The following is a 25,025-nucleotide window of genomic DNA, read 5'->3' on the forward strand; positions in this document are numbered from 1 at the left end:
TGCCTCGTGACGCGCCGAGCCTGCCGCCAGGGCGCCGGGATTCGCGTAATCGCGTGCCTCAGCGCAGGATCGGCGCCACCACCGCAGGCTCGACGCACGGCCCGATGGTGGCGACCCGCTTCGCCCGGCTCCGCCGCGCTCGCGATCACCACGGGCCGCAAAGTAGTTTGGTGCCCATGAGTCAGACCGTGCGAGGTGTCATTTCACGCAACAAGGACGAACCCGTCGAATTGGTCGACATCGTGGTCCCTGATCCGGGGCCCGGCGAAGCCGTGGTCGACGTCATCGCCTGCGGGGTCTGCCACACCGACCTGACATACCGCGACGGCGGCATCAACGACGAATACCCGTTCCTGCTCGGGCACGAGGCCGCCGGAACCGTGGAAGCGGTCGGCCCCGGAGTAACCGCCGTCGAACCGGGCGACTTCGTGATCCTCAACTGGCGCGCGGTCTGCGGACAGTGCCGCGCCTGTAAGCGTGGCCGGCCTCGCCTCTGCTTCAACACCTTCAACGCCGAGCAGAAGATGACGCTGACCGACGGCACCGAGCTCACCCCGGCGCTGGGCATCGGGGCATTCGCCGACAAGACGCTCGTTCATTCCGGCCAGTGCACCAAAGTCGACCCGCAGGCCGATCCCGCCGTCGCCGGTCTGTTGGGCTGCGGGGTGATGGCCGGCATCGGTGCAGCGATCAACACCGGCGGTGTCACCCGCGACGACACGGTCGCCGTCATCGGTTGCGGCGGGGTGGGCGATGCCGCTATCGCCGGTGCCGCGCTGGTCGGAGCCAAACGAATCATCGCCGTCGACAACGACAACACGAAACTGGACTGGGCCCGCAAATTCGGGGCCACCCACACCGTCAATCCCCGCGAGCTTGCCGACGGCAAAGACCTAGTGGAAACCATCCAGGACCTCACCGACGGCTTCGGCGCCGACGTGGTCATCGATGCCGTCGGGCGCCCCGAAACCTGGAAACAGGCCTTCTACGCGCGAGATCTCGCCGGAACCGTGGTGCTGGTCGGGGTGCCCACTCCCGATATGCGCCTGGACATGCCGCTGGTGGACTTCTTCTCTCACGGCGGCGCACTGAAGTCGTCGTGGTACGGCGACTGCCTACCCGAACGCGACTTCCCCACCCTCATCGACCTCTACCTGCAGGGCCGACTCCCGCTGGACAAGTTCGTCTCCGAACGCATCGGACTCGACGACGTCGAGGAAGCATTCCACAAAATGCACGACGGTAAGGTGCTGCGATCGGTGGTGATCCTCTAATGGTTGCAATCGAAAAGGTCGTCACGCACGGCACATTCGAACTCGACGGTGGCAGTTGGGAAGTCGACAACAACATCTGGCTGGTCGGCGACAACTCCAATGTCGTGGTCTTCGACGCCGCCCACACCGCGGAGCCGATCATCGAGGCCGTCAACGGCCGCCATGTGGTCGCGGTGGTGTGCACCCACGGGCACAACGATCACGTCACGGTGGCTCCCGAGCTGGGCAAGACGCTCGACGCACCGGTGCTGCTACACCCCGCCGACGATGTGTTGTGGCGAATGACCCACCCGGACAAGGACTTTCGTTCTATCTCCGACGGGCACACACTGAGCGTCGCGGGCATGCAATTGCAGGCGATGCATACTCCGGGCCACTCTCCCGGATCGGTGTGCTGGTATGCCTTCGACCTGGGTGTGCTTTTCAGCGGCGACACGCTGTTCTCCGGTGGCCCGGGCGCGACGGGGCGTTCGTACTCGGACTTCCCGACGATTCTGCAGTCGATATCCGAGCGCCTCGGAAAGTTGCCCGGCGACACCGTCGTGCACACCGGACACGGCGACGACACCACCATCGGCGACGAGATCGTCCATTACGAGGAGTGGGTCGCCCGCGGACATTAGTCACCGCGCGTCGGCAACCAGCCCCGCGAGGGTGCGCAAAATGCCGGCTGTTATCGGCGTGTCGTCGTACAAACACGCACGCTCGCGGTCAGAGCTCGCGGTCAGAGCTTCGCGGTCAGAGCTGCGCGGTCAGAGCTGCGTAGCCATCACCGCCGACCTCACGGTGCGCCTGCTGCGCCCCAGCCACATCACCGAAAACGCCAGATCGGCCAGGCCCACCACGAACAATCCGACGAAAACCCACACCAGATAGCCATACGAGCTCTGATGGCCGAAAGACAGCCGCGGGCTGATGTAGCCGTTGACCTGGCCGTCGGTCGTGACGTTGTAGGTGCCCTCGGCCGGAACATGAACCAGCCAAACCCGCACGTGCGCATCGTTGTTGACAGTCGTTGTGCTACCGATGCTTTCGGTGATGACGGGCTGCGCCACACCTTCCGGCGGAATGATCGTCACACCTAGCGGGGGCACCGGCAGACCGCCGCCGTTGGTTCCGCCGATCACCACCGTGTGCAGGCTGGCGGTCACCTCACCGGCAGGCAGGTGCACACTGCCCGAGCCCGGGATCGGCACTTCGCCGTAGGCGTCGTACTTGTCCAGAAAGAATGCGTTAAGGATCAACGTGGTGATGAATCCGGCGACCGACACCACCAGGATCACGATGGCGGCGGCTAGCGAAAACTTGGCGAGCCGTCTGCTGCTCATCCAGGCAGTGTGTCATGTGCCAGGCTGCGGTGACGACCGAGTACGGCAAGGCAGAAAGCGCCACCCAGAACCGCAAACGCCGTCACCAGAACCCAGTCACCGAGCCGTTGGTACAGCGTGGCATTCGACCCCAGCGGAACGTTCACGACGACGACACCGCGGAAGTCCGACGGACACCAGGCGAGCCGCCGGCCCCGGGCGTCGAAGACCGAGCTGTCCCCGGACAGTCCCACGTGAACGGCGGGGCGGCCCACTTCGACGGCACGCACTGCGGGCTGGCCGGCTAGCTGTGGCTGTGCCCAACTCCCCTGGAATGACGAGGTCGAACTCTGATACACCAACAGCCGGGCACCGAGCTTCGCCTCGCGCCGGGTCAGATCGGGAAAGGTGATCTCGTAACTGATCAACGGGCCGATGGCCAGCCTGCCGGCATCGAAAACCACCGGCCCCGAACCCCGTTGCCGGTCGGCGGCGGCAGCCTTGGAGTGGCGGGTGATCCAGCCGAAAAGCGTTCGCAGGGGCACATATTCGCCGAAGGGCACCAACCGGGTCTTGCGGTAGCTGCCCAACGATCCGTGTTCGCCGATCAGCACCGCCGACTTGAAGATGCCACCGCCGGGCGCCGGCGCATCGACGTTGACCAACAGATCCGCCCCCACCCGCCGCGACAGCTCCGTGAGGCGGTCCAGCACCTCCGGGTGGCTGGTGAGGTCTTGTCCGACACTGCTTTCACCCCAGACCACCAAGTCCGGCCGTTGGCCGGCCAACGCCGCGGTGAGCGCCTCGCTGGCCGCCTCACGCGCTACGGCGTCAGCAATATCGCCGGTTTGCACCAAGGCCACACGCACCGCAGCAGCGCCGGCCGGCGCCGGCCCAAGCTGGTACCAAGCCGGGCCGAGCGCCGCGCACGTCACGGCACACGCCACCATCACCAGCCAACCTGCCCGCTGCCGGTGCAGAATCGCGCCGACGATCGCGGTATTGGCCGCAACCAGAAGAAAACTCGTCAGCCACACCCCGCCCAGGGAAGCCGACGCCAGCATCACGGGCTGGTTCCACTGCGACGCACCCAAGGGTGCCCACGGGCCGCCCAGCCACGGGAGGGATCGCACGGCTTCGGCCGCGACCCACGCGCTGGGCACCACCACCACGGCGGCAACGGTGCGGCTGATGACAAGCGACGACAGCAACCGGCGGACGACCCACCCCCACGGCAGCCACAGCGCGCCGAGCCCGAAGGCCACCAACGCGAGCGCCGGCCCGATGCTGTTGGCCAGCCAGTATTGCGTGGTGAGCACGAATGCGCTCATACCCAGCCAGGCCCGCACGGCACCCGCCCACGGCGACGGCGCAGCACGGACCACCAACAGCAGCGGCACCAAACCGACCCACGCCAGCCACCAGCACGACGGCGCCGGAAACGCGAACGCGGGTATCGTCCCGAAGACCAGCGCCGCCGCCCAACCGGGGAAGCGCTGCGCAAGTGCCTCCCGACGTAGGCCCATGCCGACCAGAATGCCGCTCCGGTTCGCGAACGGCGACGGAAAGAGCAGACTGGGACGCGACCCACCGGAAAGGAGAGTGATACGCATGGCCAACGATCTCGTCGCCACGGTGCCCGATCTGACCGGAAAGCTGGCAGTCATCACCGGAGCCAACAGCGGTCTGGGGTTCGGCCTGGCCCGACGGCTGTCCGCGGCCGGAGCCGACGTGGTCATGGCGATCCGCAATCGCGCCAAGGGTGAGGAGGCGATCGAGAAAATCCACGCGACGGTTCCGGACGCGAAGCTGACCATCAAGGCGCTCGACCTGTCGTCGCTGGCATCGGTGGCCGCATTGGGCGAACAGCTCAATTCCGAGGGTCGCCCGATCGACATCCTGATCAACAACGCCGGCGTCATGACGCCGCCGGACCGCGACACGACCGCGGACGGATTCGAATTGCAGTTCGGCAGTAACCATCTCGGCCACTTCGCACTGACCGGACACGTGCTGCCACTGTTACGCGCGGCCGAGGGCGCGCGGGTTGTCTCGCTGAGCAGTCTCGCGGCGCGGCAAAGCGGCAAGATCCACTTCGACGACCTGCAGTTCGAGAAGTCCTACGCCGCGATGGCCGCTTATGGCCAGTCGAAGCTGGCGGTGTTGATGTTCGCCATCGAGCTGGACAAGCGCAGTCGTGCGGCTGGCTGGGGCATCGTCTCCAGCGCGGCACACCCCGGCTTGACCAAGACCAACCTGCAGATCAGCGGACCTTCGCACGGCAGAGACAAGCCCGCGCTGATGGAGCGTTTGTACAAGACGTCGTGGAAGTTCACGCCTTTCCTCTGGCAGGAGATCGAGGAGGGAATCCTGCCCGCGCTGTATGCGGCCGCGACTCCGCATGCCGAGGGCGGCGCGTTCTACGGCCCCCGTGGCGTCTACGAGCTCGCGGGTGGCGGGGTGAAACTGGCCCACGTTCCCAAACGCGCCCGCAACGAGGACGACTGCCGACGACTGTGGGATATCTCCGAGGAGCTCACCGGCGTCAGCTACCCCAAGCCCGACTGACGTTTTCGCGGGCTTCACCCAAATAGGTTGGGGCGCACAACGATCCCTTCGAAGATAAGGGTCGGGTTCCAATCAGACGGCGACGCAGAGGGTTTCGGCGAGCAGTGGGCGGCGCACCCGCCGTCCGCTCGCTCTGCGGCCAAGGGCCGGGCTTCACGACGATGTCAACGACCCCCCACAGGAATGAATTCATGTAGCTCACCGCCGCCACTGCGCGCTGGCTGGCGAGCGGGCCGCATTCCGCGCGCGTTAATTGTGCTGGGTATACGGGAATACTCAGCGTTTCGATACCGCGCTACAGCGGGTAACCCTGACCGAAGGGTGGTCGCCAACCATAACTCCAAAAGGGGGCAACGCATGACAACCCAGGAAAACGTGCCGGCGGACTCGGCCGAAAACCAAGAGCCTGCGTCTGACGAATCTCCGGCCGACCGAGAGGCGCCAAAGGACGAAAAGGATTCAAGGAACCAAGAGGATCCTTCGGATCAAGAGGATTCGTCTGACAAGCAAGAGGGTTCGGGCGATTCCGAAAACCTGACCGAGAAGCCAGAGCCGGACGAAGATGACAAAGAAGAAGCCGCCAAGATGATGACGGCTTACGAACCCCGGCCGACGCTGGTGCTGCCGGGCACAGGCGGGGCGGTTTCAGGCACGGCAGTCAACGACTGGCTCGACGACGAGGGAAACCCGAGTGCCATGGGCGATGACGATGCCCCCGCGGCCAAGGCCGAGTCAGAAGGTAGTAAGTCCTCAGGAGAAGGCGGCGAGCCCAAGGCCGAGTCCGAGACACCCGACGACCAGCGGTCATCCCACGAGGAGCGGTCGTCCGACGAGACGCGGTCATCCGACGAGGAGCAGTCATCCGACGAAGAGTCCGATGACGGGCTCTCCATGGAAGAGCAGATAGAAAAAGACAAAGAATTCAACGAGAAAGTCATCGAACAGGCCAAGCAAGACGAAGGCAAGAGCGAGGAAGAACTTGCCGAAGCCGAACAGGAAGAGAAATCGGTAACCCGATAGGTTCAGCGGTCCGGGCTCGCCCCGGATACCGTTTCGCGGGCATCCTCCGGACCACGTGCCGTCCGTAGCGCGCCGCCGACGGCGGCTGTCAGCTGCGGACGCGGCGTCGTGACTACGGGGATCTGCAGCCGCGCCGACAGCGCCGTGGTCACTGCGGGTATCTGCGCCGTTCCGCCCACCGAAATTACCGCGACTAGATCCGAGTCGTGAATTGCGTTGCGCGACAACGTGTCCACTAGCACCGCAATGAAATTGTCTAACGGACCGCGGATGGCGTCGTCGAGTTCGCCGCGAGTGAGCCGGATATCGCTGCGCAGGTCCGACTCCTCGGACAGCGTGGTCACCGTGCTCGACGAAAGCTGTTCCTTGGCGATTCGACAGCCGGCCCGTAGGCGGCTCAGCGAGCCGACCACCGAGCTAGCGCCCCGAACGAACGAGTCCGCGCTCGGCATGTTGTCCAGGACCGCAGTCAGCAGCGCCTGATCGACCAGGCGGCCGGAGAAGTCGTGGTGCCGCACGGTCGGGGCGACGGGCTGATACTCGGCGGAGGCGTCGACCAGCGTGATGCTGGTGCCGCTGCCGCCGAAATCGCAGACCGCGACGATGCCGTCGTCAGGTATGCCCGGGCTGGCCCGCACGGCGAACAGCGTCGCCGCGGCGTCCGGGATCAGGGTCAACGGCTGCGTGCGATTGGACCATTCGGACACCCGGCTCAGCGCCGAGCCCAGCGCATCCACCGCCTTGGGTCCCCAATGTGCGGGATAGGTCACCGCGACACGCTCCGGCAGGGGCCGCCCGCCTGTTGCCGCGTAGGCGAGCGCCCGGAGCCCGTCGGCAACCAAGGCCTCACTGCGATGTGCCGAACCGTCCGCCGCCACGATGCCTGCCGCGTCACCCACGCGGTGCACGAAGTCGCTGATCACCAGGCCGGACTCGTCCAGCCTCGGGTTCTCCGACGGCACACCGACCTCGGGTGGACGCTGACGATACAGCGTCAAAACCGGTCTGCGGGTGATCGCGTGATCGGGTGTCACCGCAGCCAGGTTGGTGGCACCGATTGACAGGCCCAGCGTCGGTGTCGCTAGTTCGGCCATCTCCAATGCCCTGGTCAGCGTATTGTTCCGGCGCCGGGGATCAGCGGTAGGTCCAGCGCGGTGACCCAGCCCGGCGAAAGATCGTTGACCGCCGGGACCGCGTTCAGCGCCCGCATCCCGGTGGCCAGGCAGCCCGCCGCGGCCGCGTCGCGGCCCGAGCCGTCGGTGAACCGGAACGCGGTCTCCTGGAAGATGCTGGGCGTCCCCTCGATATCCACGCGGTAGACGTCGTTGTCGTGACCGGTCGGCCAGTCGGGTGCGGCGTCGAGCCCGATGCGGTTGACATGTTCCAGCTGTATGCGGGTCTCGCCCTGGTAGACGCCGTTGATGGTGAATCGCACGGCCGCGACGTGGCCGGCCTTGATGACGCCTTTGGCCGTGCTGCGCTCGGTGGGTGTCACCCACTTGTCCCAGGTGGTGGTGATTTCGTCGAGCATGATTCCGGCGGCGTGGGCGATCATCGGGACGGTGGCGCCCCACGCAAAGATGAGCACATCGCGGTTTTGCAGCATCGGACTGTATTCGGGCTCGCGGCCGATGCCCATCTCGACTTCGTAGTCGCCTTCGTAGTTGGTGTAGTCCAGCAGCTCCGACGCGCGCACTCGCCGTACTTCGGAACATAGGCCCATCAGGGTCATCGGGAACAGGTCGTTGGCGAAGCCCGGGTCGATGCCGGTGGTGAAGCACGACGACTCGCCCAGCTCGCAGGCTTGGGTGATGGGCTCGATCCACTGCGGTGGATTCAGGTGCATCGTCGGCCACACCCACGGCGTCATCGCGGTCGAGCACACGTCGATGCCGGCCCGCAGGAAACGGGTGATCAGCGAAATGTTTTCCTTGGCTTTCATCGCCGTCGGGCCGTAGTGCACCAGCGCGTCGGGTTTCAGCGCGATCAGGGCGTCGGCGTCATCGGTAGCGACAACGCCGACCGGTTCGGCCAGTCCGCAGATGTCGGCGACGTCGCGGCCGACTTTGTCCGGGTTGCTGACGCCGACACCGACCAACTCGAACATCGGGTGCTTGACGATTTCGGCGATCACCATCTTGCCGACGAAGCCGGTGCCCCAGATCACCACCCGTTTCTTGTCGTGTACCGACATACGCCGCCACCTTTCGGATCGCCAGTCCCGCTTCAGCCCGCTTCACCTTAAGCATGTCGAGCGACTGACAGAAAAAGCTCGCTTGTGGTCGTGGGTTTTGACAGCATGGGAAACCATGAAGCATCTTCGCGGCGCCTCGGCCCTGTTCGCTGTCGGCATCGGATTCGCGGCCACTTGCGGCGTGGCACACGCCGGCGACTTCCCGGAAGTCCGCTACGAAGTCAGCGGCAGCGCCGGCGTCGCCGAGCTGATCAACTACCAAACCGACACCGGTCAGCAGCGGGCCGTGAACGCGCGGCTGCCGTGGTCGGCGAACTTCACTTCCTTCGGGGGCCAGGTGTTCGTGCTCAGCGCTCAGGCGCAAGGCACTGTCACCTGCCGAATCATCGTCGACGGCAACGTGACCAAGGAGGCCACGGCCACGGGGACGCCGGCTCACACCGTCTGCTCGCAATGAGTTCTCTGCCGAACAGTCGCGAGGCGCTTTGCGTGCGACGGCTTTCGGGGCTGCTCGCCGTCAGGGACGGCGTGAGGGACTAGGAGGTTCGACGTGACGAGCGGTATTGCGAGCCGGGTAAACGGAGCCGCGCCACCGGAGATTCCGCTTGCCGACATCGATCTCGGCTCGCTCGACTTCTGGGAACTCGACGACGACATCCGCGACGGCGCCTTCGCGACCCTGCGCCGCGAGGCGCCGATTTCGTTCTGGCCCGCGATCGAGCTGGCCGGATTCCCGGCAGGCGAGGGGCATTGGGCCCTGACCAAGCTCGACGACGTCTTCTACGCCAGCCGTCATCCGGACGTCTTCAGCTCCAACCCCGGCATCACCATCAACGATCAAAACCCTGAGGTGGCCGAGTACTTCGGCTCGATGATCGTGCTCGACGATCCGCGACATCAGCGGCTGCGCTCGATCGTCAGCAGGGCGTTCACCCCGAAGGTGGTGGCCCGCATCGAGGCGTCGGTGCGCGAACGGGCCCGCCGGCTGGTCACCTCGATCATCGCCAATCACCCTGACGGACAAGCCGATCTGGTCAGCGAACTCGCCGGACCGCTACCGCTGCAGATCATCTGCGACATGATGGGCATCCCCGAGGAGGACCATCAGCGGGTGTTCCACTGGACCAACGAGATTTTGGGCGTCGGCGACCCTGATCTGACCAGCGATCCCGAGGAGTTCATCAAGATTTCGATGGACATCGGTGCCTACGCCACCGCACTGGCCGAGGACCGGCGGGCCAACCATCACGACGATCTGACGTCGAGCCTGGTGGAGGCCGAGGTCGACGGCGAGCGACTGACCTCCTCGGAGATCGCGTCGTTCTTCATCCTGCTGGTGGTGGCCGGTAACGAGACGACGCGCAACGCGATCAGCCACGGAGTGCTGGCACTGACCCGCTATCCCGAGCAGCGCGAGAAGTGGTGGTCGAACTTCGATGCTCTGGCGCCGACTGCGGTCGAGGAGATCGTGCGATGGGCCTCGCCGGTGATCTACATGCGGCGCACCCTGACTCGGGATGTCGAGCTGCGCGGCGTCAAAATGGCTGCCGGAGAAAAGGTTTCGCTGTGGTACAACTCGGCCAACCGCGACGAGTCGAAGTTCGCCGATCCCTGGACGTTCGACGTGGCGCGCAATCCGAACCCGCATGTCGGTTTCGGCGGCGGCGGTGCCCATTTCTGTCTGGGCGCCAACCTGGCCCGCCGCGAGATCCGGGTGATGTTCGATGAGCTGCATCGGCAGATCCCCGACATCGCCGCGACCGCAGAGCCGTCACGGCTGCTGTCGCAATTCATTCACGGCATCAAGACCCTGCCGGTCACTTGGTCACCTAAATAGGCCGAGCAGACGCAGAATCGCACGCAGAACGCCGTCGACGTGCGATTCTGCGTCTGCTCGGCATTGACTGCTCAGCGGTATACCGGTAGGCCTTATCACCATGGCCGACGTCGACGTCTGCGTGATCGGCGGGGGTTTTGCGGGTCTGACTGCGGCGCTTCGCCTCAAGCAGGCCGGCCGTTCGGTGGCTCTGCTGGAAGCCCGCGACCGCGTTGGCGGCCGGACCTTCACCGTGAGCCGCGACGACGGGTCGTGGATCGACAAGGGCGGCGCATGGGTCGGCCCGACGCAGGACCGCATCTATGCGCTGATGAACGAATTCGGTGTGTCGGCTTTCAAGCAGTACACCGACGGCGAAGCCATGATGGTCGTTGAGGGCAAGCAATACCGCTATCGCGGCACGATCCCGTGGAGCATGAGCCCATGGGCGTCGCTGAACCTCGGCGCGGGTTTCTTCGGAATCAGCCAGCTGTGCAAATCGATCCCGCTCGACGCGCCGTGGGAGGCCAAAAACGCCGCCAAGTGGGATCGCATGACCCTGGCCCAGTGGCTGGACAAGAACGTCATGTCCAAGGCGGCCCACGACCTGCTGGATACCGCGGTCAGCGGCTGCTACACGTCGGCGGCCTCCGAGGTGTCGATGTTGTTCGTGCTGTATCAGATGGCATCGGGCGGCGGACCCGGGTTCGTACTGGGCGGCAAGGGCGCATCGCAGGACGCCCGGGTGGTCGGCGGAATGGGTGCGATCTACCGGCCGATGGCCGCCGAACTGGGCGACGCGATCCAGCTCTCGCAACCGGTGCGGTCCATCACGCAGGACGCGGACGGGGTGACCGTGCGGTCCGAACGCGACGGCATCCGCGCGCAGCATGCGGTCGTCGCGGTGCCGCTGGCGATCGCCAGCCAAATCGTCTACGAGCCAATGCTTCCCACCGATCGAGCGTTCCTGCATCAGCGGATGCCGAGTGGCGCCATCGTCAAGATTTCGATCGTCTACGACGAACCGTTCTGGCGCGCCGACGGATTGTGCGGCCAGTCCGCGGCGCCGGGCACCCCGGCTCCGGTGACGATCGACGCCTGCACCGACACCGGCGCGCCGGGCATCTTGTGCGTGGTCAGCGAGGGGCCGACCGCGCGCGAATACGACCGCCTCGACGAAACCGAGCGCCGCCAAAAGGTTCTCGACACGCTCGTCCACCGATTCGGCGCCAAGGCCGGCAAGCCCGTGGAGTATGTGGAACAGAACTGGAGCCGCGAACCCTACTCCGGCGGCGGGATGCTCAGCCACGCTCCGCCCGGTGTGCTCACCGAGTTCGGGCATGCGCTGCGCGAACCCTGCGGCCGGATTCACTGGGCCGGCACCGAGAGTTCGGCGAAGATGTGCGGCTGGATCGACGGCGCGATTCGCTCCGGCGAACGGGCGGCCAGCGAAGTGATGGCCGACGAAGCGGTGCCGGCTTTCTGAGGCCGAGCAGACGCAAAAGCACCCGTATGCCCGGCGTGTCGGGTGCTTTTGCGTCTGCTCGGCGACTAGCCGCTTTGCCGCGCTGCCTCTTGAACCAGTTGCACGCGGGAAGCGATGCCGAGTTTGGTGTAAACGTGGGTCAGGTGTGCTTGCACTGTCCGTGGCGATACGAACAACCGCGTCGCAATGTCCTTGTTGCCCAGGCCTTCACAGACCAGCCGCACGACGTCGTTCTCCGCTGGCGTCAGCGATGCCCAACCGCTGGCCGGGCGGTTACGTTCGCCGCGACCACGCTGGGTATAGGTGATCGCGTCTTCGGTGGACAATGTAGCGCCCTCCGACCAGGCAGCGTCAAACTCGCTCTCCCCCATTGCCTCTCGCAGCAGTCGTACGCACGCGTCGTGGTCGGCGTCGTAGATTTTGAACCGCACCGCGCCCATGCGGTCGCGCAATGCCTTTGCCGCGCCAAGAATCCGTGCGGCATGCTGATGGCTGCCGGCATCGGCGCGTAACGCGGCAATCACCTCGAAGATGTCGGGCAACGTCACGTATATCTGGCCGGTTGCAGCGGTGGCGAGCGCATCGTAGGCGTCGCGTTCGGCGTCTTCCCGACGACCCTCCGCGATCGAGACCCGCGCGCGTGTCGTCAATGCCACCGCTAGGTGCCAGCCCTTGGTTGCCGCGATGGCCTCATCGGCGTAGCGGCGGGCTGCATCCGAATCACCCATTGCCAGCGCAACTTTGGTGAGGACGTGAGCCGTGTGTGATGTTGCTGCGTATGGCTGGTGGCTCAGGCAGCGACGAGCGGTCTCGCTCGCTTCGTACGCCGCCGCGACATCACCCGCGGCCAATTCGGCGTTGGCCAACGCCGTGTAGCCCATCCCCGGCAGAAATTCGCCGAGATCGGCCGCGGCTTGGATACCCGCTTGGGCCGCTGTGCGCGCCGCAACGACCTGCCCTTGATATGAGAGTGCAAGACCAAGGCCCTGGAAGGTACCCGGCTTGAACAAATCCTCGTTCGCCGCCTCAGCGGCTGCCGAGAGTGCGCTGAATTCCGCTACGGCGTCGGTCAATGCGCCCTGCATCAGCAGCGCAAACGCCAGAGCCTGATGACACTGCCGTGAGTAGACGCGATCACCAATGGCGTCGGTCAATGCGCAACCTTCTTCGGCGGCAGCGCGCGCCGCGACCGGATCACCGCCGACGATAGCCACAAACGCCTGATAGGAAAGGATTTGGCTCAACCGCCAGGAGTCTCCCAGCGTCCGGGTCAGATCAATGGCCTCGGCGAAGAACGGCTGCGCGACCTCGGGCCCGTGTCCATATCCCGTGGACCAACTGTAAGCGGCGAGTGCCCGTGCCAACAACGCCGGGTCGTCGACTTCGCGCGCCATCGCCACGGCCTCTTCGGCTTGATCCAGGCTCGCCGTGGTACCGGACCAACAGTCCAGCAGCGCTTTGTCGACCAGTGCTCGGACACGCACTGCCGCGGCAACTTTGGCTATGTCGCTACGGGCGTCAGCGAATACAGTGTCGAACCAGGCGCGGCCCTCTCGAAGGCGGCCCCTGCTGGTCCACAGCGGTTGCAGCGACGAAGCAAGCGCCAATGCTTGCTCGGTGTCGGCATTTTCCATGCTCCATCCGAATGCGCTTCGGAGATTGTCCATCTCGATTTCGGCCTGTTCGACGCGCTGCTCATAGTCGCTGCGAGCCGGAGCGTCGAGCACGGCCGCCATCGAGGTGTAGTAATCCCGATGACGCGACCGCATGGCGTCGGCTTCGCCGGACTCACCGAGTTTTTCCTGCGCATACTGGCGCACCGTTTCGAGCAACCGGTACCTGGTTGAGCCGCTGGTCTTTTCGGCGACCACCAGTGACTTGTCGACGATCAGGCTCAGCTGGTCGAGGACCTGGTAGCGCTCCACGCCATCGGCGCCGGCGACCGCCCGCGCTGCGTCGAGGTCGAATCCGCCGAGAAACACGGCCAGTCGGCGGAACAAGATTCGTTCGGTGTCGGTCAGCAGAGCGTGCGACCAGTCGACCGAAGCGCGTAACGTCTGCTGGCGGCGAACCGCAGTGCGCGAACCACCGGTCAGCAGGCGAAATCGGTCATGCAGGCTGTCAACGATGTCGGTCAAGGACAACGCGCGCACCCGCGCGGCGGCAAGTTCGATGGCAAGCGGCATTCCGTCCAGGCGGCGGCAGATTTCCGTCACGGTGGCGACCGTGTCGTCGGTCATGGTGAAGTCGGCCTGGGCCAGGCGAGCGCGGTCGGTGAACAATTCGACGGCCTCGTCGCCGACGGACAGCGACGGCACCTGCCACGTTGCCTCGCCGGCCACCAGCAGCGGTTCGCGACTCGTCGCGAGCACTTTGAGGTTCGACGCGCCACCGAGCAACGCCGTAACCACTTCGGCGCTGGCATCGAGGAGGTGCTCGCAATTGTCCAGCACCACCAACATCTGGCGGTCACGAACAAACCGCAGCAGCGTGTCCATCGTCGAGCGGCCGGGCTGATCGGGAAGCCCGAGCGCGCGGGATACCGTGAGGGCCACCACCTCGGGAACCGTGATCGGCGCCAGATCCACGTACCAAACTCCGGCGGCGAATTCCCGCGCCACCGCTTCGGCTACCTGGGTTGCCAGGCGGGTCTTGCCTACTCCGCCGGTGCCGGTCAGCGTCACCAAACGGTTGGCGGCCAAGGCATCTCGTAGGCTGCTCATCTCGGACTGGCGCCCGACGAAACTCGTCAATTGCGCCGGAAGGTTGTGGGCGACAACCGTTCCGGCTGTGCGCAACGGCGGGAAGTCGTTTTGCAAGCCGGGGTGACACAGCTGCACCACCCGTTCGGGCCGCGGCAGATCGCGCAGCGGATGGGATCCGAGGTCGATCAAGGTCGCACCGCCGGGAAGCTGGTCGACGACGAGCGACTCGGTGGTCCCGGAGAGCACCGTCTGCCCGCCGTGCGCAAGATCGCGCAGCCGCGCCGTGCGATTGATGGTCGGGCCGACGTAGTTGCCCTCATCACGGAGCCGGACCTCGCCGGTGTGCATCCCGATGCGCAGCCGGATCGGCGCCAGCGGCGCGCGTTGCAGGTCCAGCGCGCAAGCCAGGGCGTCGGAGGCGCGGCCGAACGCGATCACGAAGCTGTCGCCTTCGCCCTGTTCGACCGGGCGCACACCATCGTGGGCGGCGACCGCCTCAGACACCACCTGGTCCAAGCGCGCGAGGGCGGCCGTCATTTCATCGGGCCGGGTTTCCCACAGCCGCGTCGAGCCCTCGACGTCGGCCAGCAGCAACGTCACCGTTCCGGTCGGTAGTTCGTTCACGCCAACGTCATTCCACTCGGTTGTGCTCATGCTAGCCAGCATGCGGTCAGACGCGGCGCAGAACATCAGCAAAATGGCTAATAGCGGCGGACGCGCGCGGGCCTTGACTACGCGCTCAGCACCCGAGTTGGTTGGCGAGGTCGAGGAAATCGGACGCGTTGATGTCGAACTCGTCGGAATAGTCGACGTCGGCGGCGCCGTCTGCGCCGAACTCCAGCGGTCGTGCGACGAAGCCCGTACGGAATCCGAGACGGGCAGCGGCGCGAATGTCGTACTTGTGGCTCGCCACCATCATGATCTCGGCAGGGTTCAGACCGAGATAGGTCGCGGCCATCCGGTAGATCGCGGGGTCCGGCTTGAAGACCCCGGCCATTTCGGCGGCGAAAATCGCGTCCCACGGCAAGCCCGCGCGTTTGGAGACGTTGACCACCGCGGAAACATCCGCGTTCGACAGGGTCGCCAGTGTGTACTTCGATTTCAGACGAGTCAGTCCGGGGACCGCATCGGGCCAAGGCTTCAGGCGCTGCCAGGCCAAGGTGAGCTCTCCTCGTTCGTCATCCGAAAGTCCGGTGATGCCGTACTCCTCGCGTATCGTGTCCAGCGCGTTGCGATAAATCGAGTGCACCGAGACCCATTTGTCGCCGGTGGCAGAGTCCAATGCGGCGAAATATTCTGCGCGCCAACGCCGTACCAGCTCTGGCCAATTGACGTTCGGCCACCGCCCGTTGCTGATCCGCTCCGCTTCGCCGCACACGGTCGAATGAAAGTCCGTTGCCGTGCCTTGCACGTCGAACAACAACGCCTTGAGTGCGTGCCCCGAAACCACTTGTGCCACTCTAGCTTACGCATTGGGTTTCGACGCGCGTCGTCCCTGTTAGCAAAACGGTCGGTCAGCCCCGCCGTCCGGCCCGTTCGGCGAACGCGTCGAGCGCGGCGAGCACTTCAGGAGACCGCCACACTCGGTTGCGGGGCCCACTGGTCGTCTCGACAAGAATTCCCGCCTCGGTGAGCGGGTTGAGGTAGCGGTGAGCGTTGGTGGATTCGATGCCCAACTCCTGCGCAAGCAGCGCAGCGTTGACGACCGGGCGGTGAGTCAACAAATCAGCGACCCTCCACACCGCCGAGTCGGACCGCGCGGTGATCACGTCGTTCCAGTTCTCCCGGATACCGCGAATATCGGCGATCAGCTGACGTCCGTTCGCGACAGCCAGGACGCTGGCCCGTGAGAAGCGCTCGACAATCGGCGCGGCGTCACCGTCGCGGTAGGTAGTCAGCGCGGCGAAGTATGCATTCGTGTCGGCCAACAGCCCCGCCGAGAGCGGAACCGTCACCTGGCGGGTCAGGCCCCTGTTGCGCAGCATGGCTTGCACCAGTGCGCGGCCCGTGCGTCCGTTCCCGTCGGTGAAGGGGTGAATGGTCTCGAACTGTGCATGCGCGACCGCGATCTGCGGCAGTGTCGGAACGTCGTCGCGCTGCGCGAAGGCGATTAGGTCGCGGATCGCGCCGGGCAGCAGCTCGTGGCGCGGGCCGACGAATGTCGCGCCAATAGGGGTGGAGCCGCCACCGATCCACACTGGCTCGGTACGGAATTCGCCTGGCGTATGGCGCGGCTCATTAGCCATTAACGCGCGGTGCATCGCCAGAATGGCGTCGGCGTCAACAGTGTCGGACAGGGCGACCGCTGCTTGCATGGCAGCGGTGTTGGCGACGATCATCTCAGCGTTGCGCTTGGCCTTGCCACCGGGCAGCTCGGCTTCGGCTATGGCGCGGGCTGATGCGGTCAGGTTCTCGATTTGCGAGCTGGCGGCTGACTCTGACCGCAGCAACACGGCAGCGAATGGTGCGATTTCACCTCCGAGTTCGGCGTCGAACCGAGTGATCTCGCGGCTGGCGGACTCGGCTTCTGTGAACACGGAGGGCGGCAAGTCGAGGACCAGGTCGGCAATCTCGGCCGGCACGGCGGGGTGATAGGTCCGGTATTTCGGCAGCGCCGCGCTCACGTACCGCGCCCCCTCTGGTTCCCAACGAACGTTTTCGTAGGTGATGGCGCGAAGTGAAGTCACTGCCGTAGTCTAACCTCACTTATATGACTAAATGAAGTTTATGGGGTCGATTGGCTTCACTTAGCGAGCAGACGCAAAAGCACGCGAAATCGGCCAATTTTCGGTGCTTTTGTGTCTACTCGCCGAGTTACCAGAGGTAGACAACAGCGTCTTGTCCGCCTGTGCACTTGATCCACGGATTGGAGCCGTCGCCTGCGCACTGCATGAGGAAGTTGCGGGAATTGATCGGGTCGCAACTGACGCCCGCGAGGCCGCTGCAAGCAACAGCGCCCGGCGCCGACACGGTCCGCGCCGCGAGGCTCGCATTGCCGTATGTGCCCCAATACGCGGTGAGCACGGAATTGGCGAAGAAGCAGGAAGTTCGGGATGACCCGCGCCCGGCACGCGTTCCGAATCCGGTCCTGTCCGGCAGTTGAAGAACGTCGCACGTTTTGCGGTCGGGACTTGCGTCCGGTCCGGTCATGAACGGCGGAGGTACGTTCCCGCTGGGCAGCGACTCGGTCGAAGTCAGGGGCGACTGGATTCCACTCGACGCGACCGAAGGGGATCTGGCCGAGCTCGAAGGCTCTGCGGTCGGAGCCGGCGTCGAATTCATCTTTGCGAGAAGACCGATGATGATGCCGACCGCTCCGAGAACAAGCGCAGCCGCGACGGCAATGACGGTCGGCAGCACCCACCGTGACCCGCCGCGCCTTTCGCTGTAGGCGACCGGGGCAACTTCCGTTGGCGCCGAATCGGGGCCGGATGGTGGGAAGTATTGCGGCGCGGACGATCTGGGCTGCGGCGATGGCCGCTGTGCCGGCGGCCGTTGCTGCGCCGCCGGCCGCGACGTCCACTGGGTCGGCGCTGCTTCCGGCATGGCGGTTTGGGTGCCGGTGCCCCGCAATGCCCGAGTGGCCGCGCGCCCCAATGCGCCCGCGCTCCCGTACCGATCGTCTGGTTCTTTGGCCATGCCTCGGGCGATGACTTCGTCGAAGGCCGGCGGGACGCTCGGATTCGTGACACTCGGTCGAGGCGGTGCTGCCGTCAGGTGCGCCGCGATCACGGCCTGCTGGCTGCCGGTCGCGAATGGCAGTGCGCCCGTCAGGCATTCGTAGAGCACACAGGCCAGCGAGTAGATGTCGACGGCCGGGGTGATCTCCTTGTCGCCGAATCGTTCCGGCGCCATGTAGGCCCATGAGCCGATCCGGGCACCGGCCTGCGTCAGGCGGGTATCGCCGATCACCTCGGCGATGCCGAAGTCGACCAGGTACGCGAAATCGGCTGGTGTGACGAGGATGTTCTGTGGCTTGACGTCGCGATGGATCAGCCCGTCGGCGTGCGCCGCGTCGAGTGCCGCGGCGATTTGACTGACGATGGAGACGGCTCGCTCCGGATCGAGCGGCTGCTCTTCGAGAATGGTCTGCAAGTCGGTCCCGCGGACCAGCCGCATGTCGATGAACAGGCAACCGTCGATCTCACCGACGCCATGGATCGGGATGACATGCGGTTCTTGAAGTTTCGCCGCGGCGCGTGACTCTCGCTCGAATCGCAGGCGGTACCTGCGGTCATCCGCGTACTGACTTTTGATGATCTTCAGTGCGACGGTTCTGCCGATCTCGTTGTCATACGCCTCATAGACTTCGCCCATTCCGCCTTTGCCGACAACGCCGACGATCTTGTACTTGCCGAATGTCGTACCGACACGCGAATCGGCCACGGTCACCTCCTCCCGCACGGGCAATATGCGGCTCGTCGCCGAGGAATTTGCGGCGCAACGGTGTTCATGTCACTCACCGCACTTTCCGGCGGGCAGCGACCCGTAATGTTGCGTCAGCCAGTGCGCTACCTCACCGAGAGCCTTTGTGCCGTCGTTGAATTGCCCCGAAGCAGGTTCCGCGGCGATCGCCACCGCGATCTTTCCCGTCGGGGTGATGAGGATACCGATCTGTCGCACAAGGTAATTGCCGGACGGCGACGGACCCCATCCTCCTTTGAACTGAGTGCCCGGAATATCTCCGATCCCCCAAGTCTGGTTGGCCACGACCTGCCCCATCAGAGCGAATATCGGGTCGTTCTTGCTGTTGCAGGCGGCGCTGGCGAGGAACCGGACTTGATTGGTAAGCGACCAATCGGTCTGCCCGAAAGCGGTATACGGCGGCCGCACCCGTTTCCACTCGACGGTGGTCGGATCGCCGGTTTCCCGCAAAACCTGTTCGACCTTTTGGCCGGCCGTTTGTGGCTCACCGAGTTGAGCCCAGACGCTTTCGGCTGCCGCGTTGTCGGATTCGGTGATGGCGGCTCGCATCGCGTCGGTAACTTGAGGGGGGTTTTGCTGCCGATATGCCGCGATGACCAGCGGCACTTTGATCGTCGACCAGGCCTTTCCCTCTTTCCACTCCCCCAACGTCGTGAGGTTTTGGCCGCCCCCGACGGCACCGACGACAACGCCCAGTTTGGCGTTCACTCTGGCCTGCAAGGCGGCGAACTCTGCGGTCAACGGGTCGCTGGACGACGGCGGCGAGCTCGCTGCGGGCGCTGACGGTTGGGACGCCGCCGGGCCGGGCGGTTTGGTCGGCGTTTGGTTTGACGGCTTCGCGGCGGGTCGTGGCGCGTGGTGGTAAGTGAAAACGGCGGCGAACGTCACGATCGCGGCCATCACGATCAGCGTCGCACCAATTGCGATCGCACGTTTTCCCCGCCAGGTTCGGCGCGGTTCGGGAGTTCGGCTGTGCCGGCCACCGGGCTTTCCGGTGACCGTCATGGTCGGCGCCTATCGCGGCGTATTGCTGACATCGTGAGTTGACGATGCGTCACTTCAGCATTTGATGTCAACGTACGACCGCTAGCCGGTGCCTGCTTTCGCGCCGAGAAAGGTCGTTATCCCTTTGACGACCGCCGCGGCATATTGCGCCCGGCCGTCCGCGCTTTCGATCTTGGCGGCGTCCTCGGCGTTTCGCATATTGCCGAGTTCGACGAGAATCGCCGGGTACTCCGCCAGGTTCAAGCCGGCCAGATCCGCGCGCCCATACAGCCCGTCGGAGCCGATGTAGTTGGCCGGTTGCATACCGGAGGCGGCCAACGCATCGCGCATCGTATGCGCCAACTGGATCGCGGGACCGGATTGGGCGCCGTTGAGCGGCGGGCTGGAGTAGTTCACGTGGAATCCGTGACCGGACGGTGGTCCGCCGTCGGCGTGGATGCTGACAATCGCGTCCGGATGCATCGCGTTCCCCAGCGCCGCACGCTGATCGACGCACGGTCCCACCGAGCTGTCGTTATCCCGCGACAGCTGTGTGCGTACCCCGAGCTCGTTGAGCGCCGCCGCTATCCGCCCGACGACGTCCCAGGTGAACGCATGCTCTGGATAGCCGCTGCTGGTAGTCGTCCCCGACGTGTTGCATTGCTTGGTTCCGCCGCGGCCGTTGGGAACTTGGCGGCTTATCGAAGCGTCGACCACCCCGTTGTGGCCGGGGTCGAGGAAAACCGCCATCCCGGCAATGCCGGCCGTAGCGCGTGGGGGGTCAATCGACATGGCGCCCAGTATGACCGGCGCGACACCGGCAAATTTCAGGATGCCGCGCCTGGTAACCGGTCGCAGGCCGTACGGATCGCTCACCGCGCGATGGTAACAACCACGTCGTCGACGCGCCCTTCATGCCGTGGTGACGGCGCTATGGGTCGCGGCCAGACCGCGCGATAGGTCGCTTCACCGCGTCCAGCGCCGGATACAGATAGTGCATGAGTTTGGCGCCTTCGATGCCGTAAATCCCACGGTCGTCGCCTTGCAGCACCCAATCGTGCTGCTCGTCGGCGCGGGCGGCGAGCGCATTCGCATATTGCGCGTATTCAGCTACGCGTTCTCGATGCCAGCGCGCGATGGCCCGCCCGAGGAAGAAGAGGCCGACCAGCACCAGCGCCCCGACAATCCACCAGAAGAATTTGACGATGATGGCGATGAGGAACAACACGCCCAGCACGCCACCGAACCCGCCGTTCGCGTTCGCCTTGGAAGCACTCATGCCCGCAAGCTACTCAGGGGCACCGACAGAATTGGTGTCAGCGATTCAGTGCCGGCAGATTCGTTTCCCCTGATAAATCACGCACTGCTGGTAGACGGCCGGATGCACCACGTCGCTGCGGGATTGGCAGGCCTTGTCGGCGCAGGCAGACTGCGCGTCTGCGCTCGCCATTGCAGGCCAGCCGAACAAGACACATGCCGCAACAGGCGTCACGCAGGCCATACGCAGCTTACGCAACACAGTCGATGTCTTCCCTTACGCGGCGGTTTGACCAAGTCGGAGCATACGTCACGGCGGACATTATGAGTACCGGTACACGCGCCGCTCGGGCAAGTGCTACCGCGGCAGTTAACTTTCGGTGGCGCAACGGGTTAGCTGGCAGCAAACATCGCTCGTATGTACATACAAAATAGTATGGTACGGTGACGGCATGTCGCTGGTCGATAGCCGTCCGACGTATGGGATTACCGACGAGTTCGTCGCTCGCCTCGCGGAGCGGGCGGAGGAGGCCGAGCGGCTGCGCCGCCTGCCCGCGGCGACGGTCAGCGAGTTCAGACAAACGGACATGCTCCGCCTGCTGCTCCCTTGCCGCTACGGCGGCATTCAAGCATCGTTTCCCGAACTGCTGCAACCGATTCGGCGAATGGCGCACGGATGCCCGTCGAGCGCCTGGACACTGGGGTTCTACGCGCTGCACAACTGGATGCTGTCGTTGTTCGACCCGAAGCTTCAGGACGAAGTCTTCGCCTCCGGACCCATCCTGGCGCCGGCTCCCCTGGCCCCGACCGGCCGTGGCACCCCGGCCGATGGCGGTGTACGCCTGAGCGGTCGCTGGTCGTGGGCGACCGGTTCGATGGACGCGGACTGGGTGATCGTCGGCGCGCTCATCGAGCGAACAGACCGGATCGATCCGGCGCTCGTGGTGGTGCCCGCCGACGAGGTCGCGGTCGACGATGTCTGGCACACCGCGGGCATGCGCGGCACCGGTTCCCACGATGTCGTCGTGACCGACGTCATCGTGCCCGAGCACCGCATTGTCGCCGTGGCCGACATCTACGGCGGCACCTCGCCCGGCGCACGCGAGCACGGGGTGCCCACCTACCGGTGGCCAATGGTTCCCGCACTCGCACTCGTGGCATCGATGCCGGTGCTCGGGGCCGCCGAACGGGTGACGGAACTCTTTGCCGAACGGCTGAGCGCCCGCGTGTTGGCGTATAGCGGCGTGGCGCAGAAGGATCAGCCGTCGGCGCAGATCCGGCTGGCGAATGCCCGGGTGCGGCTGCGTGCCCTCAGCGCACTCGTCGCCGAAACCGCCGACGGCATAGAGCAACTGGTTACCGAGGGCACCCGTGTTACCCGGTCGGTGCGCGCTGATGCACGGCTCGCCGCGGCCCACACCGTGCGCGAATCCCGCGCGATCATCGCCGATCTACTCGAAGCTTCCGGTGCCAGCGCGCAATTCCTGTCGAACCCCATGCAGCGCTTCAAGCGTGACGTGGACATCGCCGCCGGGCACGTGGTGTTCGACTACGACATGAGTTGTGAACTGGCCGGCGCGCTGGCGATCGGCGCGAAGATCTCACCGATCGCGATGGTCTGACCAATCAACATGCGCGCGCACGCAAAGCGCGATACGCAGCGCGGCCGACGATGTCGGCGAGAGCTTCCGGCGACCACGCATCTGGCTGCTCGAGCAACATTCGCGCCGCCGTTTCGCACATTCCGACGAAGATCTCGGTGAGTACCGGAGCGACGCGGTCGATGTCGTCGACCTGCCAGCGCTCGAACAGCGGCCACATCACCGACGCGACCTGCTGGCGGATTCGTCGCCGGCCATGCGAGATCGCCTCGGCGAGAAGCGGTTCGGGATCATTGGCGAAGATGATACGCCAAGAGGCGGGGCGGCGCTTGACATCGTCGAGCAGGGATCGGAACCCGTCGACGAACATCTGCTCAACCGACGTCGTCTTCAACGGCGGCAGGATCGCCAGTAGCGCGTTGAGTGCGACGTCTGTCTCGCGATCGAGCAGGGCGCGCAGCACGTCACCCCGGCCGCTGTAGCAGTCGTAGACGACCGGCCGGCTCACTCCCATGCGCACCGAGATGGCTCCCATGGTGACCGCGGAAACCCCTTCGGCCGCAGCAAGTTCCAGCGCCGCGTCGAGCACCTGGGGCCGGCGGCGTTCCGGGCCGAGGTGTTCGGCCCGCGGGCGTTCACGCGGCGCGCTGCGCGGAGTCACACCACAGAACCGAGGATCGGCTGGGATTCGATGATGCCGTCGTCGCTGGGCGTGAGGCCCTGGTCGAACACCCGGGCCTTCTGTCGGTCGCGGAACTGCTTGTGCGCCAACGCGGGAGCATCGAAGCCGAGCCGGGCCTGCGCCTCATGCGGCGTGGTGGTCACCGGATTCTGCGCCGGCACCGAGCACAGCACCGGTGCCGCGACCGCAACGGTGGTGGGAGACAGCAACTGCAACAGCATCAACTGGAATCGGGTGCTCATGCTGATCGTCTTGAACGCGACACGCAAAACCGGGACCACTGCCGCGTCGAGCACGGGATTGACTGGGAGACCGGACATCTGCCGCATCCACTTCGGCATTGTGGCCAGCGTTCCGCGGCGCAGGACTGCGGCGACCAGCAGGGCACCGGGCTGCATCAGTGGCGGCATCGGCGGCAGCATCACCTCCGCGCGCAGCAGATGGTTCATCGCTTTCTTGGCGATGTCGGAACCCAGCAACTGCGGCCGCATTTCGTCGAAGTACTGCCGGATGCCCTCACGTGTCGTCGGCACGTCGGCCGGATCGCAGGTTTGCAGTTCGGCGGCCAGCGCGCACTCGGCCCAGTACTGCCGCTCCTCCTCCGGCGAGAGCTTGCCGGGCCCGTACTTTTCGTAGGCGACGAGGATGGAGTGCCATGCCGTGAGGTGGATCCACAGCTGTGACGCCGGGTCGTTGGCGTCGTAGCGGATACCGGTCACCTCGTCGGTGCCGACAGCTTTCGAATGGATCTTCACCAACACATCGGCGGCCTTGACGGTGGATGCGCTGTCGCCGAACGCCACCATCGAGAAATAGCGCAGCGTGCGGTCGTAGCGGGTGCGCGGCCGCTTGTAGATTTCGTGGGTCTTGTCGACGGCAGCGACCAGAGCGGGGTCGAGTTCTTCGATCACCACCGAGCGCTGGAAGCCGACGGTCAGCGACGTCGGGTAGCTCCACACCTTCCAGGTCACCGAGTCTGGGCCGAAGAAGCCGTAGTCTTCGGCCGCTTTGACCTGCGGTAATGACATCATGTCGCGGATCCCGCCCATGTGCGCCCCTTTTTCCGACACTGTGTAGGAATTTCCGACAACGTGTAGGATAACTCGCTCTAGGGTTCGCGTGTCAAGCTGACGGCTACGTCGGATCGGTCAGCATGAGGTCGAGGAAGCGTTCGCGTTGGGCCGCCTTTTGCGCCTGGGCGGCCGAGCCGGCGAGGTGCAGCAGCCCGATTCCGGCGGCGAAGGTCAACTCGGCGCGCAGCTTGGCGTCTGCCGGGCTGAAGCCGTAGTCCGCGTAAGCCTTTGTGACGGAGCGGAGCAGGCGTCCGTCGGCCGCACGGATATTGGCGGCGGCGACGGGGTCGGTACGCGCCCATTCGCGCATGGCACGTTCCAGCATCCAATGTTGTGGGCTGGTGAGCGCAGTCATCATGGCGGACAACCGTTCTCGAGGTGGCAGGGCGTCGAGTTCGGCAAGCGAGCGCCGGTCGTCTTCCAGGAACGCATTCCATGACTCGACGAGAGCGGCGCGATAGCTCTCCATGTCCTCGAAGTGCCAGTAGAAGCTGCCGCGCGTGACACCGACGCGCTGGCAAAGGCGTTCGACCTTCAAAGCGCGTACGCCGTGCTCGGCGAGCAAGTCGTAGCCCGCCTGCAGCCAATCCTCGACCGTCAGGCGGGACTGGGGCTTGCGTGCTGCCACACCGT

The 25,025-nt window shown here is 65.3% G+C and carries 21 protein-coding genes and 1 pseudogene; 8 read left to right on the forward strand and 14 right to left on the reverse strand.

Annotated elements, in window-relative coordinates; genetic code table 11:
• Positions 1–176 precede the first annotated feature (176 nt).
• Both A5791_RS13255 and A5791_RS13260 read left to right on the forward strand, forming a co-directional pair.
• Positions 177–1,274 carry an S-(hydroxymethyl)mycothiol dehydrogenase gene (locus A5791_RS13255; protein ID WP_067237091.1) on the forward strand — a complete coding sequence of 366 codons (1,098 nt, stop codon included), beginning with the start codon at positions 177–179 and terminating at the stop codon, positions 1,272–1,274.
• On the forward strand, positions 1,274–1,897 hold the full coding sequence (locus tag A5791_RS13260) for an MBL fold metallo-hydrolase (RefSeq protein ID WP_067236970.1): 624 nt from the start codon (positions 1,274–1,276) through the stop codon (positions 1,895–1,897). The genes A5791_RS13255 and A5791_RS13260 overlap by 1 nt, the downstream gene beginning before the upstream one ends.
• 129 nt (positions 1,898–2,026) lie before the next feature.
• Here the strand turns inward: A5791_RS13260 and A5791_RS13265 are convergent, their stop codons facing one another.
• Both A5791_RS13265 and lnt read right to left on the reverse strand, forming a co-directional pair.
• The gene (locus tag A5791_RS13265) at positions 2,027–2,602 is read right to left on the reverse strand and encodes an SHOCT domain-containing protein (protein ID WP_231995892.1); all 576 of its coding nucleotides are present in this window, start codon (positions 2,600–2,602) and stop codon (positions 2,027–2,029) included.
• Complete coding sequence (gene lnt, locus A5791_RS13270) at positions 2,599–4,107, reverse strand: apolipoprotein N-acyltransferase (RefSeq protein ID WP_082966896.1); 1,509 nt, start codon at positions 4,105–4,107, stop codon at positions 2,599–2,601. Before lnt ends, A5791_RS13265 begins: the two co-directional genes overlap by 4 nt.
• A gap of 85 nt (positions 4,108–4,192) precedes the next feature.
• On the opposite strand from lnt, the gene A5791_RS13275 reads away from it, so the two are divergent.
• Together A5791_RS13275 and A5791_RS26775 are read left to right on the forward strand one after the other, a co-directional pair.
• Positions 4,193–5,149, forward strand: coding sequence for an SDR family oxidoreductase (locus A5791_RS13275; protein ID WP_067236973.1), 957 nt, complete (start codon positions 4,193–4,195; stop codon positions 5,147–5,149).
• Positions 5,150–5,506: 357 nt separating this feature from the next.
• Positions 5,507–6,169: a hypothetical protein gene (locus tag A5791_RS26775; protein ID WP_231995893.1), complete on the forward strand. Its 663-nt coding sequence runs from the start codon at positions 5,507–5,509 to the stop codon at positions 6,167–6,169.
• Between the two features lie 26 nt (positions 6,170–6,195).
• Here the strand turns inward: A5791_RS26775 and A5791_RS13285 are convergent.
• Positions 6,196–7,263 (reverse strand): annotated as a pseudogene (locus A5791_RS13285) (Hsp70 family protein); the annotation flags it as partial.
• Positions 7,264–7,277: 14 nt separating this feature from the next.
• On the reverse strand, positions 7,278–8,363 hold the full coding sequence (locus tag A5791_RS13290) for a dihydrodipicolinate reductase (RefSeq protein ID WP_067236980.1): 1,086 nt from the start codon (positions 8,361–8,363) through the stop codon (positions 7,278–7,280).
• 115 nt (positions 8,364–8,478) lie between these two features.
• Between A5791_RS13290 and A5791_RS13295 the strand changes: the two genes are divergently transcribed.
• The 3 genes from A5791_RS13295 (at position 8,479) to A5791_RS13305 (ending at position 11,665) form a co-directional block, all read left to right on the forward strand.
• Complete coding sequence (locus A5791_RS13295) at positions 8,479–8,820, forward strand: MmpS family transport accessory protein (RefSeq protein WP_067236983.1); 342 nt, start codon at positions 8,479–8,481, stop codon at positions 8,818–8,820.
• 93 nt (positions 8,821–8,913) lie between these two features.
• Positions 8,914–10,200 (forward strand): cytochrome P450, encoded by a 1,287-nt coding sequence (locus tag A5791_RS13300; RefSeq protein WP_067236987.1) that lies wholly within the window; start codon positions 8,914–8,916, stop codon positions 10,198–10,200.
• 100 nt (positions 10,201–10,300) lie between these two features.
• Positions 10,301–11,665 (forward strand): flavin monoamine oxidase family protein, encoded by a 1,365-nt coding sequence (locus A5791_RS13305; RefSeq protein ID WP_067236990.1) that lies wholly within the window; start codon positions 10,301–10,303, stop codon positions 11,663–11,665.
• 65 nt (positions 11,666–11,730) lie between these two features.
• On the opposite strand, the gene A5791_RS13310 is transcribed toward A5791_RS13305, so the two are convergent.
• The 7 genes from A5791_RS13310 to A5791_RS13340 form a co-directional block, all read right to left on the reverse strand.
• Complete coding sequence (locus A5791_RS13310; protein WP_082966897.1) at positions 11,731–15,024, reverse strand: LuxR C-terminal-related transcriptional regulator; 3,294 nt, start codon at positions 15,022–15,024, stop codon at positions 11,731–11,733.
• Between the two features lie 85 nt (positions 15,025–15,109).
• Complete coding sequence (locus tag A5791_RS13315; RefSeq protein WP_067237104.1) at positions 15,110–15,820, reverse strand: haloacid dehalogenase type II; 711 nt, start codon at positions 15,818–15,820, stop codon at positions 15,110–15,112.
• Positions 15,821–15,884: 64 nt separating this feature from the next.
• The gene (locus A5791_RS13320; RefSeq protein WP_067236995.1) at positions 15,885–17,057 is read right to left on the reverse strand and encodes a Fic family protein; all 1,173 of its coding nucleotides are present in this window, start codon (positions 17,055–17,057) and stop codon (positions 15,885–15,887) included.
• 127 nt (positions 17,058–17,184) lie between these two features.
• Positions 17,185–18,756 carry a protein kinase gene (locus tag A5791_RS13325; protein ID WP_369828064.1) on the reverse strand — a complete coding sequence of 524 codons (1,572 nt, stop codon included), beginning with the start codon at positions 18,754–18,756 and terminating at the stop codon, positions 17,185–17,187.
• Between the two features lie 69 nt (positions 18,757–18,825).
• Complete coding sequence (locus A5791_RS13330) at positions 18,826–19,800, reverse strand: hypothetical protein (RefSeq protein ID WP_231995894.1); 975 nt, start codon at positions 19,798–19,800, stop codon at positions 18,826–18,828.
• A gap of 81 nt (positions 19,801–19,881) precedes the next feature.
• Positions 19,882–20,655, reverse strand: a complete 774-nt coding sequence (locus A5791_RS13335) for an Rv3717 family N-acetylmuramoyl-L-alanine amidase (RefSeq protein ID WP_067237002.1) — start codon at positions 20,653–20,655, stop codon at positions 19,882–19,884.
• A 55-nt stretch (positions 20,656–20,710) separates the two neighbouring features.
• Positions 20,711–21,058: a hypothetical protein gene (locus A5791_RS13340; protein ID WP_231995895.1), complete on the reverse strand. Its 348-nt coding sequence runs from the start codon at positions 21,056–21,058 to the stop codon at positions 20,711–20,713.
• 430 nt (positions 21,059–21,488) lie between these two features.
• Between A5791_RS13340 and A5791_RS13345 the strand changes: the two genes are divergently transcribed.
• Positions 21,489–22,658 (forward strand): acyl-CoA dehydrogenase, encoded by a 1,170-nt coding sequence (locus A5791_RS13345; protein WP_067237005.1) that lies wholly within the window; start codon positions 21,489–21,491, stop codon positions 22,656–22,658.
• 4 nt (positions 22,659–22,662) lie between these two features.
• Here the strand turns inward: A5791_RS13345 and A5791_RS13350 are convergent, their stop codons facing one another.
• From A5791_RS13350 to A5791_RS13360, 3 genes are all read right to left on the reverse strand, one after another.
• Positions 22,663–23,298, reverse strand: a complete 636-nt coding sequence (locus tag A5791_RS13350) for a TetR/AcrR family transcriptional regulator (protein WP_067237010.1) — start codon at positions 23,296–23,298, stop codon at positions 22,663–22,665.
• Entirely contained in the window at positions 23,295–24,368 is a 1,074-nt protein-coding gene (locus A5791_RS13355; RefSeq protein ID WP_067237013.1) for an oxygenase MpaB family protein, read from the reverse strand. Before A5791_RS13355 ends, A5791_RS13350 begins: the two co-directional genes overlap by 4 nt.
• Before the next feature lie 85 nt (positions 24,369–24,453).
• Positions 24,454–25,020, reverse strand: coding sequence for a TetR/AcrR family transcriptional regulator (locus tag A5791_RS13360; RefSeq protein ID WP_067237016.1), 567 nt, complete (start codon positions 25,018–25,020; stop codon positions 24,454–24,456).
• Between the last annotated feature and the right edge of the window lie 5 nt (positions 25,021–25,025).

Source organism: Mycobacterium sp. 852002-51163_SCH5372311 (assembly GCF_001667115.1).
Taxonomy (GTDB): domain Bacteria; phylum Actinomycetota; class Actinomycetes; order Mycobacteriales; family Mycobacteriaceae; genus Mycobacterium.